We start from the raw sequence: 15,957 nt of genomic DNA on the forward strand, positions 1-15,957 counted from the left end.
GCGAACTTGGAGCATGGATATCTTACTTTGGAAACGGGCGAAGTTTTTGAAGGAGTCCTAATCGGTGCCGAAAAGGATTCGCTCGGGGAAGTAGTTTTTAACACAAGCATGACCGGATACCAAGAAATCATCACCGACCCTTCGTATGCCGGCCAAATTATTACCTTCTGCTATCCGATCATCGGAAATTATGGAATCAATGCGATAGACGATGAAAGCATCTTACCAGCGTTATCAGGGGTCATCATTGGTGATATATGTGAAACACCGAGCCATTATCAATCGATTAATAAATTTTCAGCAAAACTGAAGCAGGCGGGAGTTCCCGGTATTGCGGGAGTTGATACAAGACTTCTCGTCAAAACCATCCGCAGCCGCGGGACAGTCAAAGGATACTTAAGCCAAACGAAGAAAGCAAACTTGCCAATAACAGCCAAACAGGCATTTTGGGTTGAAAAAGTATCAACAAAGAAAACGCAATTTTTCAAAAACAAAGGGCCGCATGTTGTCCTAATTGATTTTGGTTATAAAAAATCAATCCTAAATGCCTTATTGGAAGAAGGCTGCGCAGTGACAATTGTGCCCTACAATACCCCTTTTGAAAAAATAAAAACCATGAATCCAGATGGCGTTCTCTTAAGCAACGGACCTGGCGATCCAATGGAACTAAAAAAGTGGTTCCCTGAAATTAAAAAAGTAAGCCAGCAATTCCCAACGCTCGGAATCTGCTTAGGGCACCAGCTTATTGCCCTTGCATATGGAGCAAAAACAGAAAAACTTGCCTACGGACATCGCGGCGGAAATCACCCGGTTAAGGAACTAACAACTGGTAAGGTCAAAATAACTGCCCAAAATCATGGCTATGTTGTTGTTGACGAAAGTATTGACGAGACCGTTTTTGCAGTAACCTATCGAAATGTAAATGATCGATCAATTGAAGGACTGAAGCATCAAAGCTATCCAATTCAAACCGTCCAATTTCATCCCGAGGCCCATCCAGGTCCAAGCGATACAGAATATATTTTAAAAGATTTCGTAGGTCAGATTGCATCATTGGGAGAGACAGTCTATGCCGCTAGATAAAAATCTAAAAAAAGTACTTGTCATCGGATCAGGCCCGATTGTCATTGGTCAGGCAGCAGAATTTGATTATGCCGGTACACAGGCATGCATTGCCCTCAAAGAAGAGGGAATTGAGGTCGTTTTAATCAATAATAACCCGGCTACAATCATGACAGATGTGGCTACTGCCGACAAGGTATATATTGAACCGCTAAACGTTGCAACAATTGAAAAAATCATTCAAAAAGAAAAGCCAGATGGTGTGATTGGCACCCTTGGCGGTCAAACAGGCTTGAATTTAACCGTTCAGCTTTATGAACAACAATTACTAGAAAAATACAATGTTGAACTTCTAGGGACCTCTGTTGAATCGATCAAAAACGGGGAAGACCGAGAAAAGTTCCGTAACCTGATGCTGGAAATTGGCGAACCGATTCCGGAATCTGCCATTATTCACAGCTTTACAGAAGGGGAAGCATTTGTAAAAGCAATTGGCTTTCCCGTGATTATTCGCCCAGCCTACACCCTTGGGGGAGAGGGCGGCGGCTTTGCCTACAATGAAGAAGAACTCGAAATCGTCCTAAAGAAAGGTTTAGCGGCAAGTCCAATCCATCAAGTTCTAGTCGAAAAAAGTATTAAAGGCTGGAAGGAAATTGAATATGAGGTCATGAGGGACGCAAATGATACTTGCATCATTGTTTGCAATATGGAAAATATGGATCCAGTCGGTGTTCATACCGGTGACTCCATCGTTGTTGCCCCATCGCAAACTCTGACAGATGTTCAATATCAAATGCTCCGTGACGTTTCGATAAAAGTAATTAGAGAACTAAAGATTATCGGTGGCTGCAACATTCAGTTTGCCCTTCATCCGGAATCGAACCAATATTACATCATCGAAGTGAACCCGAGGGTCAGCCGTTCGTCAGCCCTTGCTTCAAAAGCAACAGGCTATCCGATTGCACGAATGGCAGCAAAATGTGCCATTGGTTATCACCTAGATGAGATTGTGAATCCAATAACAGGCAGCACCTTTGCGTCGTTTGAGCCGGCGATTGACTATATTGTCGTAAAACTGCCGCGCTTTCCGTTTGACAAGTTCCCAGAGGCAGACCGAACGCTCGGAACCCAAATGAAAGCAACCGGAGAAGTAATGGCAATTGACCGGACATTTGAGGGGGCGCTAAACAAAGCGATTCGCTCGATGGAAATGAATGTTTATGGTCTTTGCATTGAGGGAAATAAATCTGTTGATGAGGTAACATTGTTTGAACTTCTTGAAAAAGCCAATGACCAGCGGCTATTTCTCATTGCCGAAGCATTTAGAAGAGGAATTTCCTTTGGAAAAATTCAGCAGTTGACTGGGATTGATCCATGGTTTTTGCACAAAATTAGCTCCATTGTTGTTTTAGAAACGGAATTAGCCTCCTATCAATGGAACAATGTTCCAACTTCACTGCTGAAAGAGGCAAAACGAAACAATGTTGCTGATAAATTATTATCACAAATTTTTAAAATCCCTGAAAAACAAATCAGAAGCAAGTGGAAAGAACTCAACTGGAAACCAGGCTATAAGATGGTTGACACCTGCGCAGCTGAATTTGATGCTGTCACACCCTATTATTACTCTACCTGGCTTGGCTTTGATGAGGTAGAAACCACCCACAAGAAGAAGATTCTTGTCATTGGCTCAGGACCGATCCGGATTGGCCAGGGAATTGAATTTGACTACTGCTCAGTCCATGCCGCAAAAGCGATTAAGAAAAAAGGCTATGAGGCTGTTGTTATTAACAACAATCCTGAGACTGTTAGCACGGACTATTCCGTTGCCGATCGGCTTTATTTTGAACCTCTTGCTGCTGAAGATGTTCTGCATGTTATTGAAAAAGAAAAGGTCGATGGTGTATTGATTCAATTCGGCGGCCAAACGGCAATTAATCTGGCGCATGCTTTAGAAGAGGAGGGCGTCAACATTTTAGGGACATCAGTTGAAAACGTTGATCGCTTAGAGGACCGGAAAGAATTTTATCAACTGCTTGAGGAATTAGACATTCCGCATATTGAGGGTAAAGCTGTATCCCATCCTGAAGAACTGATGAAAGCTTCGGCTAATCTTGGGTATCCAGTGCTGGTGAGGCCATCGTACGTTATTGGCGGCCAGGCAATGTTTACGATTTTTTCAGAAGAGGAATTACAGCAATATATTATCCAGCTTGAGAAAAACTCGGAAGCTGCGATGTGGCCGTTATTAGTCGATAAATATCTGCCTGGACTAGAATGTGAGATTGATGTCATTAGTGACGGGGAACGAATTTTCGTTCCGGGTATCTTTGAACATATTGAAAAAGCGGGCGTTCACTCTGGTGACAGTATTTCAGTGTTCCCGCCCATTTCATTATCAGTAAAGGTCAAAGAAACGTTAATTGATTATGCTAAAAAAATTGCTCTCTCAACGCCAGTCATTGGCATGATGAATATTCAATTTGTTATTTATGAAAACAAAGTCAATATTCTTGAGGTAAACCCGCGTTCATCGCGGACAGTACCGATTATTAGTAAAGTAACAGGAACTCCAATGATTGAGTGGGCTGTAAATGTTCAATTAGGTGAATCGTTAGCAGATTTATGCCTAACGAATGGATTGTTGGCAGAACCAAATTATTTTTCGATTAAAGCACCGATTTTTTCATCAAGTAAGCTTAAGGGAGTCGACCATGCCCTTGGACCGGAAATGAAATCAACGGGGGAAGCGCTTGGCATGGGAGTAACGTATCAAGAGGCGCTCGAAAAGTCGATTCCTTCTATTCGTAACAGCACAGAAAAAAATTATTTGTTTTGTTCCATTTCCGACCGTGATAAATCAACTAGTCTCCCGATTATTCAGGAACTTTTAAAAAGACAATTCAAACTTGTTGCAACAAAAGGAACAGCATTATTTTTTCAACACAATGGCATTTCTGTTGAACAAGTGGTGCAAGACGATGCAGAAGTCAATGAACTTTTTCGTAAGCAGTCAATAATGGCTGTAATCAATATTCCGAATCAAGGTAGAAAAAAGCATAAATTTGGTTTTAAAATTCGCGAGCACGCTATTCGCTACAAAATACCTATATTTACACATCTAGATACAATCGAAGCAATAATCAATTTGCAAAAAGAACCGCTGGCTACTGATTTTGAAGTACGAACGATTAGTGAGTATTATAATTTTGAAAAAAGAGGTGCTGTTCATGTTAGAAGCATATAAATTAAAGGAAATAAGTAATAATGAAAGCATTCAATTTAACGGAAAAGACTTTTTACAGCTTTCAGATTTCAGTACAGATGAAATTCTCTATCTTCTTAAAGTGGCACAAGAATTGAAGACCTTACAAAAACAAGGAAAACCGCACCCATTCTTAAGTGGAAAAGTCTTAGGCATGATTTTTGAAAAATCTTCAACACGTACGAGAGTTTCATTTGAGGTTGGAATGCTGCAGCTTGGCGGACATGCGATTTTCCTTAGTTCAAAAGACATTCAGCTTGGCAGGGGAGAAAGTATCTCTGATACAGGAAAAGTATTATCCCGTTATGTCGATGGCATCATGATCCGCACGTTTTCGCACGAATCGGTTGAAGAATTGGCGGAGAATGCCTCAATCCCTGTCATAAATGGTTTAACAGACCTTCAGCATCCATGCCAGGTATTGGCCGACCTGCTGACCATTCTAGAACATAAGGGAAAATTGGCCGGATTAAAGATGTGCTATCTGGGAGACGGAAACAACAATATGGCGCATTCGCTTATGGAAGGTGCGATTAAAGTTGGAATGGATATAAGCATTGCCTGCCCGCTAGGCTATCTGCCGGATGGGAAAGTTACAGAAAAGGCAATTAAAGCAGGTAAATTGACGGGAAGTACGGTTATGTTAACAAATAGTCCGCAGGAAGCTGTTAAAGATGCAGATGTCATCGTTACCGATGTGTGGACTAGTATGGGGCAGGAGAAGGAAGCTGCAATAAGAGTGAAGACATTCAAGGATTATCAAGTAAATGAGGAGCTTTGTAAACACGCTAAAAGTGATTATATCTTCTTGCATTGTCTGCCAGCCCATCGCGGCGAAGAGGTAACCGCCGAGGTTATCGATGGACCTCATTCGGTCGTTTTTGATGAAGCAGAGAACCGCCTTCATGCCCAAAAAGCAATTTTAAAATTATTACTAGCAAAATAGTATTTATTTTTTTGAAATTTGTTGTATAATAATTCTATCAGATGAATATTAATACAAATGAATATAAGGGAGAATACAGATGACTAAGGAAAAAATTGTTTTGGCCTATTCAGGCGGGTTGGATACATCGGTATCAGTAAAATGGATTCAGGAAAAATATGGCTATGATGTGATTGCCTTAGGCCTTGACGTAGGAGAAGGGAAAGACCTTGAAGCCATTAAAAACAAAGCTTTAAATGTTGGCGCAATTAAAGCCATCATGATTGATGCGAAAGAATTGTTAGCCAATGAATATATTATTCCAGCTTTAAAGGCTAATTGTTTATATGAAGGCAAGTACCCGTTATCCTCTGCGCTTTCAAGACCTCTCATTTCAAAATTATTGGTTGAAGTTGCGGAAAAAGAGGGTGCTACAGCTGTTGCACATGGTTGTACCGGAAAAGGGAATGATCAAGTCCGTTTTGAAGTTTCGATTCAGGCATTAAACCCAAGCTTGAAAGTGGTGGCTCCGGTTCGTGAATGGGGCATGACACGTGATGAGGAGATTGCATACGCGACCGAAAATGAGATTCCGATTCCCGTTGATTTAGATAATCCATTTTCGATAGACGCTAACATTTGGGGACGCGCTTGTGAGGCAGGTGTTCTTGAAAATCCATGGGCCGAGGCACCTGAGGCAGCGTATGATTGGACGAATCCAATTGAATTAACACCAGATGCAGCGGAATATGTGGAAATTGAATTTGAACAAGGCGTCCCTGTTGCCCTTAATGGCGAACAGCTTCCTCTTGTTCAGCTAATTGAAAACTTAAATGCGCTAGGCGGCAAGCACGGTGTGGGCCGTATTGATCATATCGAAAATAGATTAGTAGGCATTAAATCACGTGAAGTGTATGAAAATCCAGCTGCGTTAATTTTAATTAATGCTCATAAAGAATTAGAATTTCTAACCTTGACTCGTGAGGTCACGCAATTTAAAACACAGGTTGAACAGCAGATGGCAAAAATTATTTACGAAGGACTTTGGTATTCACCGCTAAAAACTGCACTTGATGCCTTTATAGATGATACACAAAAGGTGGTGTCAGGCACCATCCGCGTTAAGCTTCATAAAGGGAACCATACTGTGGTTGGACGTAAATCCGCTCACAGTCTTTACAATGAGGAACTAGCAACCTACTCAAAGGGAGATGCGTTTGATCATAATGCGGCAGTTGGTTTTATTAAACTTTGGGGTCTGCCGACGAAAGTATATTCAGAGGTTAATAAAAAGGAATCAGTTTTAAAATAAATTAGAGAGTGCCCCTGAAGCTAAATTTCGGGGGCAAACTTCTTAAGAAGTCTACTATGCCTAAGGTAATTTTGCGATTCGCTGATAAAAATGAAAATTCGCCGATATAATGGTCAGATTCGCTGATAAAATGCAAAATCCGCCGATAAACACCAAAAAATCGCTGATAAACTATTTTTGGGGGCAAAAACACCTTGTTCGAAGGGAGAAAAACACATGTCTAAGCTATGGGGCGGACGTTTTACAAAGGAAACAAACAAATTAGTGGAAGATTTCACAGCTTCCATCACTTTTGATCAAAAACTAGCCAAAGAGGATATTGCCGGCAGCCTTGCCCATGTCCAAATGCTGGGGGAATGCGGCATCATCCCGATCGACGATGCTGAAAAAATTAAGGATGGCCTGGTCGCTATTAAAAAAATGGTAGATGATCATGAGGTCGAGTTTCTAGTAGAAGATGAAGATATTCATATGAATATTGAAAAACTATTGATTGAAAAAATTGGCTTTGTCGGCGGTAAGCTCCATACAGGACGGAGCCGAAATGACCAAGTAGCAACGGATATGCATCTTTATTTGAGAACGAAAACGACGGAACTAGTTAAATTGCTTGAAGATGTCCAGCAGGCATTAATCGGGCAGGCCAAAGCAAATATCCAAACGTTAATTCCGGGGTACACACACTTGCAGCGTGCACAGCCTGTTTCCTTTGCCCATCATTTAATGGCTTATTTTTGGATGTTTGAACGTGATAAAGAGAGACTGCTAGATTCTCTAAAACGGATTAACTGGCTTCCTCTCGGTTCTGGCGCCTTGGCAGGGACAACATTTCCAATCAACCGTGAACGTGTTGCCGAGCTGCTAGGGTTCGAAACGGTGTATCCAAACAGTATGGATGCCGTCAGCGACCGCGATTTTATACTCGAATTTTTATCGATTGGTTCTATCATTATGACGCATATTTCCAGACTTTCTGAAGAATTGGTTATTTGGTCTAGTCAGGAATTTCAATTTATAGAGTTGGACGATTCCTTCTGCACAGGCTCAAGTATTATGCCGCAAAAAAAGAACCCCGATGTACCGGAATTGCTTAGAGGAAAAACAGGCCGCACCTACGGTAATTTGATTGGCTTGTTAACCGTATTAAAAGGCTTGCCTCTCGCTTACAACAAGGATTTACAGGAAGACAAAGAGGGCATGTTTGATACGGTTGAAACGCTTGAAGGCTCTTTAAAACTATTGGCACCGATGATCGAAACGATGACCGTAAATAAAGATGTAATGCGAAAGGCAATCAACAATGACTTTTCCAATGCGACAGATATTGCCGATTACTTAGTCCGAAAAGGGCTGCCATTCCGTAAAGCCCATGAAGTGATTGGAAAAATAGTTTTGTATGCGATTCAATCTAACAAATTTTTGCTGGATTTAACGTTCGAAGAATATCAGGAGTTTAGTCCCTTATTTGAAGACGATATTTACACAGTTTTGGCTCCTGAGCATGTAGTTGCGGTTCGTAACAGCTTTGGCGGAACAGCCCCGGAACAGGTATCTAAGCAAATTGCGCTGGCAGAAGGGAAACTACAAGAATAAGTGTTGTGAAATGCCCGCTAATTGGCGGGCATTACTTCTTTTAACATTTTTATATTTAAGGATGTTTTAAAACTAGATAAACGTTACTAGGTAATTTTATCCACCTTGCTTTTGGATAAAATGGTACATTGCTCCAATCATTCCTGCATCATTTTGATACTTACAACTTTCGACAGGGACTTTAATATCTTTCCACCCAGGAATCTGGTCAAGTTTATTGTTAATATTACCCAACAAACCTTGTTGGGCAATTACTCCGCCACCAATTAAAATTTTTTGAGGGTTTAACGTTGCTGCCAAGTTATAAATTCCATAACTAATGTTTCGAATCCAGTCATCAAGAAGTTCTTTTACCGAACTATTATGGCTGGATTCTAAAAAAACTGTTTCTCCTTTAATGTTTTCATATTCACTAATACTCTTTAGTTTTTTATAGGACTTAATTAAGGCATAAGTAGAAGCATTGGAGTGCAGTATATCCCTGCCATCGTTTCTGGCTTGAGTAATCATAAAACCAAATTCACCACCTCTAAAACTGTGACCATGCAAAAGTTTCCCGTTAATAAATATACCCCCTCCTATTCCAGTACCAATTGTCATACAAATAAAATCGGTACATCTTTTTGCGTTACCACTTATTTTTTCTGCTAAAGCAGCACAATTTCCGTCATTTTCAATTTCAATCGGCAGCCAAATTCTTTTTTTTAATAATTTTTTAAGATTCTGGTTATCTAGTGCTTTTACCGCGCCGCCTCTTTCTGAGTAGCCTGTATGAGGGTTAATAAAGCCAGGTAAACTAATAGCTACACCGCTAACATTATGATTGTTTGTATACATGTAAATGATATCTTCCATTTCTTTTAAAAATAAGTCTAGATTTCTACCCTGGGTATCGAAGCTGCCTTTTGAAAGAATAGATCCATTCGCTAGTAATAGTCCGTGCTTTACTTTTGTCCCGCCTATATCAAAGCAAATATACTTTCTCACTTTCCTTCCTCCTAATCTGCGAATTGTTGTTAGCTTGAAGGAATTTTTTGCTATATGAGCTTAAAAATGGTTCCTTCATCTGAAACTGGCTTCTGGAATTATTTGTATATTTGTTTTAAAACATTTTCAGATAGTCGCCTCAGCGCTCTGTTACGTTGTTTACAAGTTTCATAATCAGTATCTACATGGAATATTTCCAAAGTAAGTCCAAATTCCTTCGCAACACGTACCCAACCTTGCTTCTGAAGAGTTTTACTGTATGTTGATTTTCCACTTAATGGCATCCCGCACATAATGCCCAATTTCACTTTCCATCTCTCCCTAATCAGATACGCATCAGCTATCTACATGGCAGCGACAATTAAATTTCACATAATCAGCATGTCCTTCTACCTTATAAAATGCAATTGCGCTTGAATTTGAAAGGGACAATAAACTATGTTGCAATTCCAAATGATTTAAATAAATTCCTCATAAAGCAAATGCCAGCGGTCAGCGAGAAACTAATCATTCAGCGAAAGCATTATACATGCCGTTTCCATCACAGATCCATTCACATACAGTAAGAAATAACTAGAATATATAAAAATTTTTATAATAAAGGAGAGAGTTGCAGTGTTAGAAAACGTTTCAATAATTGTACCTTTCCAAACTGACAATGGTCCAAGAGCGAAGGCTTTTGAATGGATTAAAAGATATTATGCTCGTATGATGCCCGAAGCTGAATTATGTTTGGGACTAATCAATGGCGAGGACATTAATAAATCTAAGGCTGTAAACTTGGCAGCTAAAAAAGCAACAAAAGATATTTTTGTAATAGCTGATGCGGATGTTGTTTATAACTCCAATATTATTGTGGAAGCGATAAAATTACTTGATAAAGCAGCATGGGTAGTCCCTTTTACTGAAGTATATAATATTGAATGGCAAGGTACTGAAAGATTACTTAAAACAAAACCAAAGTGGCCAATTGATGTAAAGTATGAAGAATGTAGTAAATCAAATTGGGTTTATGAAGGATTTGCAGGAAAACTCTTTGTCATTCCTCGAGTAAACTTTGAAGCAGTTGGTGGTTTTGATGAACGGTTTATTGGTTGGGGGGGTGAAGATGATGCGTTTTCACATGCTGTCCGTACGCTTTGCGGAGAAATCGTAAATATTAAAGGGAAATTATTTCACTTATGGCACCCTAGTTCAAACTATCAAACAAATCCACATGGTAAAGCGAATGCTGAGCTTCTCGGTCGCTATATCCATGCAAGTGGAAACAAGAAAAAAATGACCAAACTCATTTATGAACGGAAAAATACTTTAGAAAACATTGAAACTAAAAATAGTGGTCATTTGAACAATCGTGATAATTTAGACGGTTATAAAAATGAATTAATTGAATCCCTGCATATTGAAAATAAACATAATACAAAAAAATATAAAAATAAGAAATATCCATGGTATGAAGATAATCCAAATAATTATACAATTTCCATTCCAATCAAAAGTATGTTTGGTAACCTAGAGCTTATTGTCCGGTCAGGTTCTTCTTTGACCCATTATTGGCAAGACTCTAATGGAAAGTGGCGTAAAAGTAAGACGTTTGCTAAAGGTGTAACGGGAAAACCTCTTTTTTTTGAAAATAATTCAGGGCAATATGTAGTAGTCTGTAAATTAAAAACTGGTGGAGTTGGATTTTGGCTAAGAGACAACAAAGCACCTGGCTACCCTTGGTCTGTACTATGACCAATAGCCAATTTTTTTTTGCTTGAAAATATAGGTATTCTCCCTTATCAATCACTCTTTATAAAACATATAATGACGATGAAGTACATTGTGTTTCATAAATCAAGAATCTGTCTTGCTAAAGAGATTAACTTACCTATAAATTTAGTTCGGTTTTTATCAAATTGCACCAAATTTTTTAGATGTGGATTCGCAATTTATTGACACTTCAAATTATTTCGACTAAAATGAATTCTAATAATAAAATGGTGACGCATAAATTTATACTCTTATCGAGAGCGGCGGAGGGACTAGGCCCGATGAAGCCCGGCAACCATCAAGGTAATCCTTGAAAAGGTGCTAATTCCAGCAGGTTATTTAACCTGGAAGATAAGAGGAGGAAACTAACCCTCTTCTTATGAAGAGGGTTTTTCTCATTTGATCATTAAGCCATTTGAAAGGGTGGATATACATGTCAGTAATTAAAGTAGCAATTCTTGGTTTTGGAACGGTTGGTGAAGGAGTATATAGGACGATACAATCCCATGCCGATGAGTTAGCAGCTGTCTTGGGAAAAAAGGTTGAAGTGGCTGCAGTCCTTATCAAAAACAAGCATAAAGAACGGGAGATTAGAGAAGGGGTCATGGTTACGAACAATTTTGCAGAAATCCTTGAGCTGCCCCAGCTTGATATTGTGGTCGAAGCCATTGTCGACAAAGAACCAACATTTACATTTTTGAAAAAGGCAATCGAGCGCGGCTGTCATATTATCACTGCCAATAAAGAAATGTTTGCCCACCACGGGAAAGAGTTGTTAAATCTTGCGGAGGAGAATCATGTTTCCTTGGGCTTTGAAGCAACGGTCGCAGGGGGAATTCCGGTCATTCAAACGCTAAGGCAGTTATTAAAAATAAATCGTGTCCAGCAAGTCCAAGGCATTCTTAACGGGACATCGAACTTTATTTTGACTGAAATGCGCGTGAAAAAGCAGTCTTTTGCTGAAAGTTTACTGGCGGCACAAGTGAATGGCTTTGCGGAGGCAGATCCAACTAATGATGTTGAAGGCTATGATGCTTTTTATAAAACGATGATCCTGAGCCGTATCGCTTTTGGGGAAGAACCAAATTGGCAGGATGTCGAGCGGGAGGGGATTACTTCAATAACAAGTGGATTAATTGAAGCCGTTGAAAAATTAGGTCTTCGATTCAAACATATTGCCAGCCTTACTAGGGCAGGAGGTCTAATAAAGGCGTCAGTTAAACCTGTTCTTGTTGGAAATGAACATCCATTCTACCATGTCGAGGGAGTAGAGAATGCTGTAAATGTTTTCTCGGATATTGTCGGAAGAATCACCCTCCAGGGGCCAGGCGCTGGAATGTATCCGACTGCCAGTGCAATAATTGAAGATTTGGTGTATGTCTGTCAAAGTCATCCTGCCAAAAGGACTGTAACTCCGGCTCCGGCAGCCATTTCTGTATCGGAAAATCCGCAGGAAAAAGAAACTTGGCTTGTACATGGATTTGCCAAAAAACAGCTAAATCCTTCGATTTTATGGATTGAACAAGCTTCTGAAGAGACGTATATCATCCAAGCGACTAAGAAAGATGTTGAACAGCTGGTTAGTCAACAAAAGGCACTATGCTATTATCCAATATTGGGAGAATATGAGTTGGAAACGAAAGATAAAGCATTAACAGCACTTTAATCCAAATTGGTCATTCTAAATCGCTTATGCGCCACTCCGCTCCTTTTCCCTATAAAATAGAGCATGAATTGCTCTTTTATAGGGAGGAGTTTAGTCAAATTAAAATGACATTCATATATTGTGAAAAAGCACGACTAATTGGACTGGTTATTTTAAAAAAGAAAATGAAGGAGTATGTCATGTCAGGAAATAGCTATAAATGGTCAAGAAGTATCCTAGGGAAGAGAACCGAAAAAGATTTGCAAAGTCCCCAAAAAACCCTAATTTCAAAAAATAACACCACCCAAGATATTGAAGTCAGTATCATCATTCCATCCCAAAATAGATATCCGCTAAATTTATTTACCCTCTACTCTCTCGAACTTCAAACCTTTAATCCCGATAAAATGGAAGTGATTCTTATTGATGATGCTTCAACAGACCAAACGAAAGAAAAACTATTAAACTATACACCGCCCTATCATTTTAAATATATTTTCAGCAATGAAAAGCTTGGAAGAGCGAAGGGGAGAAATTTAGGTATTCGTTCCGCAAGGGGGAGAATTCTTATCTTTCTTGATGCGGAAATGATAACAGAACCTGATTTTGTTGAAAATCATTATAACTATCACCAATCCAAAGATAACGTGATCGTGTCTGGAGCCATGTATACTAAAGCGCTATTTTCATGTATTTTCCCCGATTTCTCAAAGCGAAAATTAAACACAATCGCTGACTTAGCAAAAAATAATCAAGAAATATATCGTCGATTCCAAGCGTATAAAACTCCATTTAAAGAACCATATCCATTAATAGAAAAAAGCGATATTACAAGAAAGACTTTCAAGGATTTAGCGTTTAAAGGCTACCCATGGTTACAACAAATAACTAGAAATTTTGATGAAAAGTTAACCGGTTTTGCGTTTCCGTGGATGGTATTTATTACTGGTAATGTCTCTGTCTGTAAAGATTTCATCGTGCAGGCAGGGGTGTTTGATGGAGACTTTTACCACTATGGTTATGAAGATTGGGAACTAGGCTACCGATTAAATAAATTGGGTGCCCAATATATTGTTAGTGAACAATTGGCCGCATACCACCAAGAGCATCCTGTTGGGGAACGAAAATGGAGAGAGACAATAGGAAACTTCGGTCTTTTTACAATAAAACATCATGATGTCGAAGTGTTGATTCTAGGATTAGAGCTTTCCGGTCTTACCGATTTATTGATGATGAATAATATCTTAAAGGAATACACATTACTTGTTCAGTCGAACCCAGAGAGGTTCCAAAATCTCCAGGAAAAATTTATTACTATTCTTGAAACAATTATCCTTTTCCTCGAAGTTGATATCCGTCACATCAATATCCTAGGAGCTTCCGGTTTTGATACAGATGCAAGAAAACAGCTGCAAGAAGATATTAATTCTATCAAAGTATTAAACAACTATTCTAATTTAACCAATTTCCTAGAAAAAATCATGAAATCCTAACTGTTGGGAAGGGGTGAAATAATGGTTTCCATCATTACGTGCACAATAAGAGAAGAGAGTATCGAAAATGTATTCAATAATTATCAGCAGCAAACCTGGAAGGATAAAGAGCTAATTATTATCTTAAATAAGGATTCGATGGACATGGACAAGTGGGTCAAAAGGGCAAAGGACTACAGTAATGTTCAGGTTTATCAACTTCATGAAAATGCAACGCTTGGCGATTGCTTAAATTTTGGTGTGATGAAATCGAACTATGATTTTATCGCAAAATTTGATGATGATGACTATTACGGTCCTCGTTACATTTCAAGTGCGATGAATGCCTTTAAAGATAACAAAATTTCGGTAGTCGGAAAAAGCTCGTATTATATTTATTTTAAAAATAGGAAGGCATTAATTCATGTAAAAGGTACAGAGAATTCCATCACTGACACTGTAGCAGGCGCAACATTATTGTTTAGAAAAGATGTGTTTTATCATATCCGATTTGAAAAAGTCGATTGTGCTGAGGATTATCTTTTCATTAAAGATGCTAAAAAAGCAGGGTTTGTTATCTATTCGACGAATCATCACGATTTTGCTGTCATCCGGCAAGATTCAGAAAAACACACTTGGAAGATTTCTGATAGGGATCTAATGAAATGGGGAAAATTAATCGCTTATACGGATGAGTTTCAATCCATCATGGCAAAAGAGTAGTGCTGGTTGAACGTGAAAGCATGATTCTAATCAATATTAAAGAGGTGAGCAGGGCATGAAAAGCCATATGCCGCCTCTTTTTTACATTACCAACATAAACAACATGGTAAGTTCACATTCTATTCAAATTTCTAACATTAATATGTTAAAAAACTGTGAAAGTCGTTGCCAATCTAGATCAAGGGGAGTATATTGAGAGTGTAGAGAAGATAGTGAAACATTTCACAAACTGCTCTGCAAGATACAGCTAGCTGAACAACCCCTTCATCGAAGAGGGGAAAAGGATTTTTTTTACACACACTTGTGAAACATTTCACAATAAATAATAGGAGATGATTGTGATGAGATGGTACAAAACCCGTATTGCAGCAGTTGTTTGGACAGTATTAAGAGTATGGCTTGGATTACAATGGATTGAAGCAGGCTACCATAAACTAACAGGAGGATTTGATGCAGGTGGATTCCTAAAATTTGCGCTTGCTAATGCAAAAGGGGATCATCCAGCCGTTCAAGGTTGGTACGCTGACTTCTTACAACAATTCGCGATTCCAAACGTTCATATCTTCAACGTCTTAATACCTTGGGGAGAATTACTGGTTGGTCTAGGATTAATCGTCGGTTTAGCGACAATTCCAGCTTTAATCGCCGGTGCCTTCATGAACTTAAACTTTATGCTTGCAGGAACAACTAGCACAAACCCGATTCTTTATACAGCAGCAATGATTCTGCTTTTCGTGGGAGCTGGAGCATACATCTACGGACTTGACCGCTATGCAGTACCATTTATTAAAGGCTATTTTAAAAAAGGAGTCAAAATCAATCAACAGCAGTAACGAGCTCTAATCGCTTAAAAAGTGAAACCTCTCTTTAGAGCTCGATGAAATAAAATTTCCCCCTTTTATTAGTTGAGAAGCAGGGCAGACCTGCTTCTCTTTTTTCACTTTCAGAAAAACCTTACTATTTTTTTCGATTGTTAGCACGCTGGTTCGCTGCGTTTGAGCGTGCTTGTGCCTCTAAGTCTGCATGGTCAGCAAGTTCTTGCGAAAACTCTACATCGATGCCATCTGACTTCATGTTCTTCGGTACCTGTGGAAGTGATCCTTTATTCTTATCACGAGTCCTGCCTCCGCGTGAACGTCCCATTGTAAAAACCCCTTTCAATTGTAGGCATATTAGGAGCAACAATGCTCCCTTTACTAGCTTTTACAATTAGAAAGA

13 protein-coding genes and 1 riboswitch are annotated in these 15,957 nt (G+C 39.2%); of the genes, 10 read left to right on the forward strand and 3 right to left on the reverse strand.

Going from position 1 to position 15,957, the window contains the following annotated elements:
- The first annotated feature begins 6 nt into the window (after positions 1-6).
- The 5 genes from ACIQCO_RS17105 to argH all read left to right on the forward strand — a co-directional run bounded on the left by ACIQCO_RS17105 (position 7) and on the right by argH (position 8,157).
- Positions 7-1,083, forward strand: coding sequence for a carbamoyl phosphate synthase small subunit (locus tag ACIQCO_RS17105; protein WP_400430550.1), 1,077 nt, complete (start codon positions 7-9; stop codon positions 1,081-1,083).
- Positions 1,070-4,309, forward strand: a complete 3,240-nt coding sequence (gene carB, locus ACIQCO_RS17110) for a carbamoyl-phosphate synthase (glutamine-hydrolyzing) large subunit (protein ID WP_400430551.1) — start codon at positions 1,070-1,072, stop codon at positions 4,307-4,309. Before ACIQCO_RS17105 ends, carB begins: the two co-directional genes overlap by 14 nt.
- Positions 4,293-5,273, forward strand: coding sequence for an ornithine carbamoyltransferase (gene argF, locus ACIQCO_RS17115; protein WP_400430552.1), 981 nt, complete (start codon positions 4,293-4,295; stop codon positions 5,271-5,273). The genes carB and argF overlap by 17 nt, the downstream gene beginning before the upstream one ends.
- A 79-nt stretch (positions 5,274-5,352) precedes the next feature.
- Entirely contained in the window at positions 5,353-6,564 is a 1,212-nt protein-coding gene (locus ACIQCO_RS17120) for an argininosuccinate synthase (protein WP_400430553.1), read from the forward strand.
- 216 nt (positions 6,565-6,780) lie between these two features.
- Positions 6,781-8,157, forward strand: a complete 1,377-nt coding sequence (gene argH, locus ACIQCO_RS17125) for an argininosuccinate lyase (RefSeq protein ID WP_400430554.1) — start codon at positions 6,781-6,783, stop codon at positions 8,155-8,157.
- Between the two features lie 96 nt (positions 8,158-8,253).
- On the opposite strand, the gene ACIQCO_RS17130 is transcribed toward argH, so the two are convergent.
- Complete coding sequence (locus tag ACIQCO_RS17130; protein ID WP_400430555.1) at positions 8,254-9,144, reverse strand: ROK family protein; 891 nt, start codon at positions 9,142-9,144, stop codon at positions 8,254-8,256.
- A 98-nt stretch (positions 9,145-9,242) separates the two neighbouring features.
- The gene (locus ACIQCO_RS17135; protein WP_400430556.1) at positions 9,243-9,452 is read right to left on the reverse strand and encodes an ATP-binding protein; all 210 of its coding nucleotides are present in this window, start codon (positions 9,450-9,452) and stop codon (positions 9,243-9,245) included.
- A gap of 307 nt (positions 9,453-9,759) precedes the next feature.
- Here ACIQCO_RS17135 and ACIQCO_RS17140 point away from each other — a divergent pair, with 307 nt between their 5' ends.
- The 5 genes from ACIQCO_RS17140 to ACIQCO_RS17160 all read left to right on the forward strand — a co-directional run bounded on the left by ACIQCO_RS17140 (position 9,760) and on the right by ACIQCO_RS17160 (position 15,572).
- A complete protein-coding gene (locus ACIQCO_RS17140; RefSeq protein ID WP_400430557.1) occupies positions 9,760-10,881 on the forward strand; it encodes a galactosyltransferase-related protein in 1,122 nt (373 codons plus the stop codon).
- A gap of 266 nt (positions 10,882-11,147) precedes the next feature.
- Positions 11,148-11,257: riboswitch (SAM riboswitch) on the forward strand.
- A gap of 75 nt (positions 11,258-11,332) precedes the next feature.
- Entirely contained in the window at positions 11,333-12,565 is a 1,233-nt protein-coding gene (locus ACIQCO_RS17145) for a homoserine dehydrogenase (RefSeq protein WP_400430558.1), read from the forward strand.
- Positions 12,566-12,669: 104 nt separating this feature from the next.
- The gene (locus ACIQCO_RS17150; protein ID WP_400430559.1) at positions 12,670-14,037 is read left to right on the forward strand and encodes a glycosyltransferase family 2 protein; all 1,368 of its coding nucleotides are present in this window, start codon (positions 12,670-12,672) and stop codon (positions 14,035-14,037) included.
- A gap of 21 nt (positions 14,038-14,058) precedes the next feature.
- Positions 14,059-14,739 (forward strand): glycosyltransferase family 2 protein, encoded by a 681-nt coding sequence (locus ACIQCO_RS17155; protein ID WP_400430560.1) that lies wholly within the window; start codon positions 14,059-14,061, stop codon positions 14,737-14,739.
- 341 nt (positions 14,740-15,080) lie between these two features.
- Entirely contained in the window at positions 15,081-15,572 is a 492-nt protein-coding gene (locus tag ACIQCO_RS17160; RefSeq protein WP_400430561.1) for a DoxX family protein, read from the forward strand.
- A gap of 124 nt (positions 15,573-15,696) precedes the next feature.
- On the opposite strand, the gene ACIQCO_RS17165 is transcribed toward ACIQCO_RS17160, so the two are convergent.
- Complete coding sequence (locus tag ACIQCO_RS17165; protein ID WP_400430562.1) at positions 15,697-15,882, reverse strand: YfhD family protein; 186 nt, start codon at positions 15,880-15,882, stop codon at positions 15,697-15,699.
- Between the last annotated feature and the right edge of the window lie 75 nt (positions 15,883-15,957).

This window comes from Neobacillus sp. NPDC093127 (assembly GCF_044754175.1).
Lineage (GTDB): Bacteria > Bacillota > Bacilli > Bacillales > Cytobacillaceae > Neobacillus.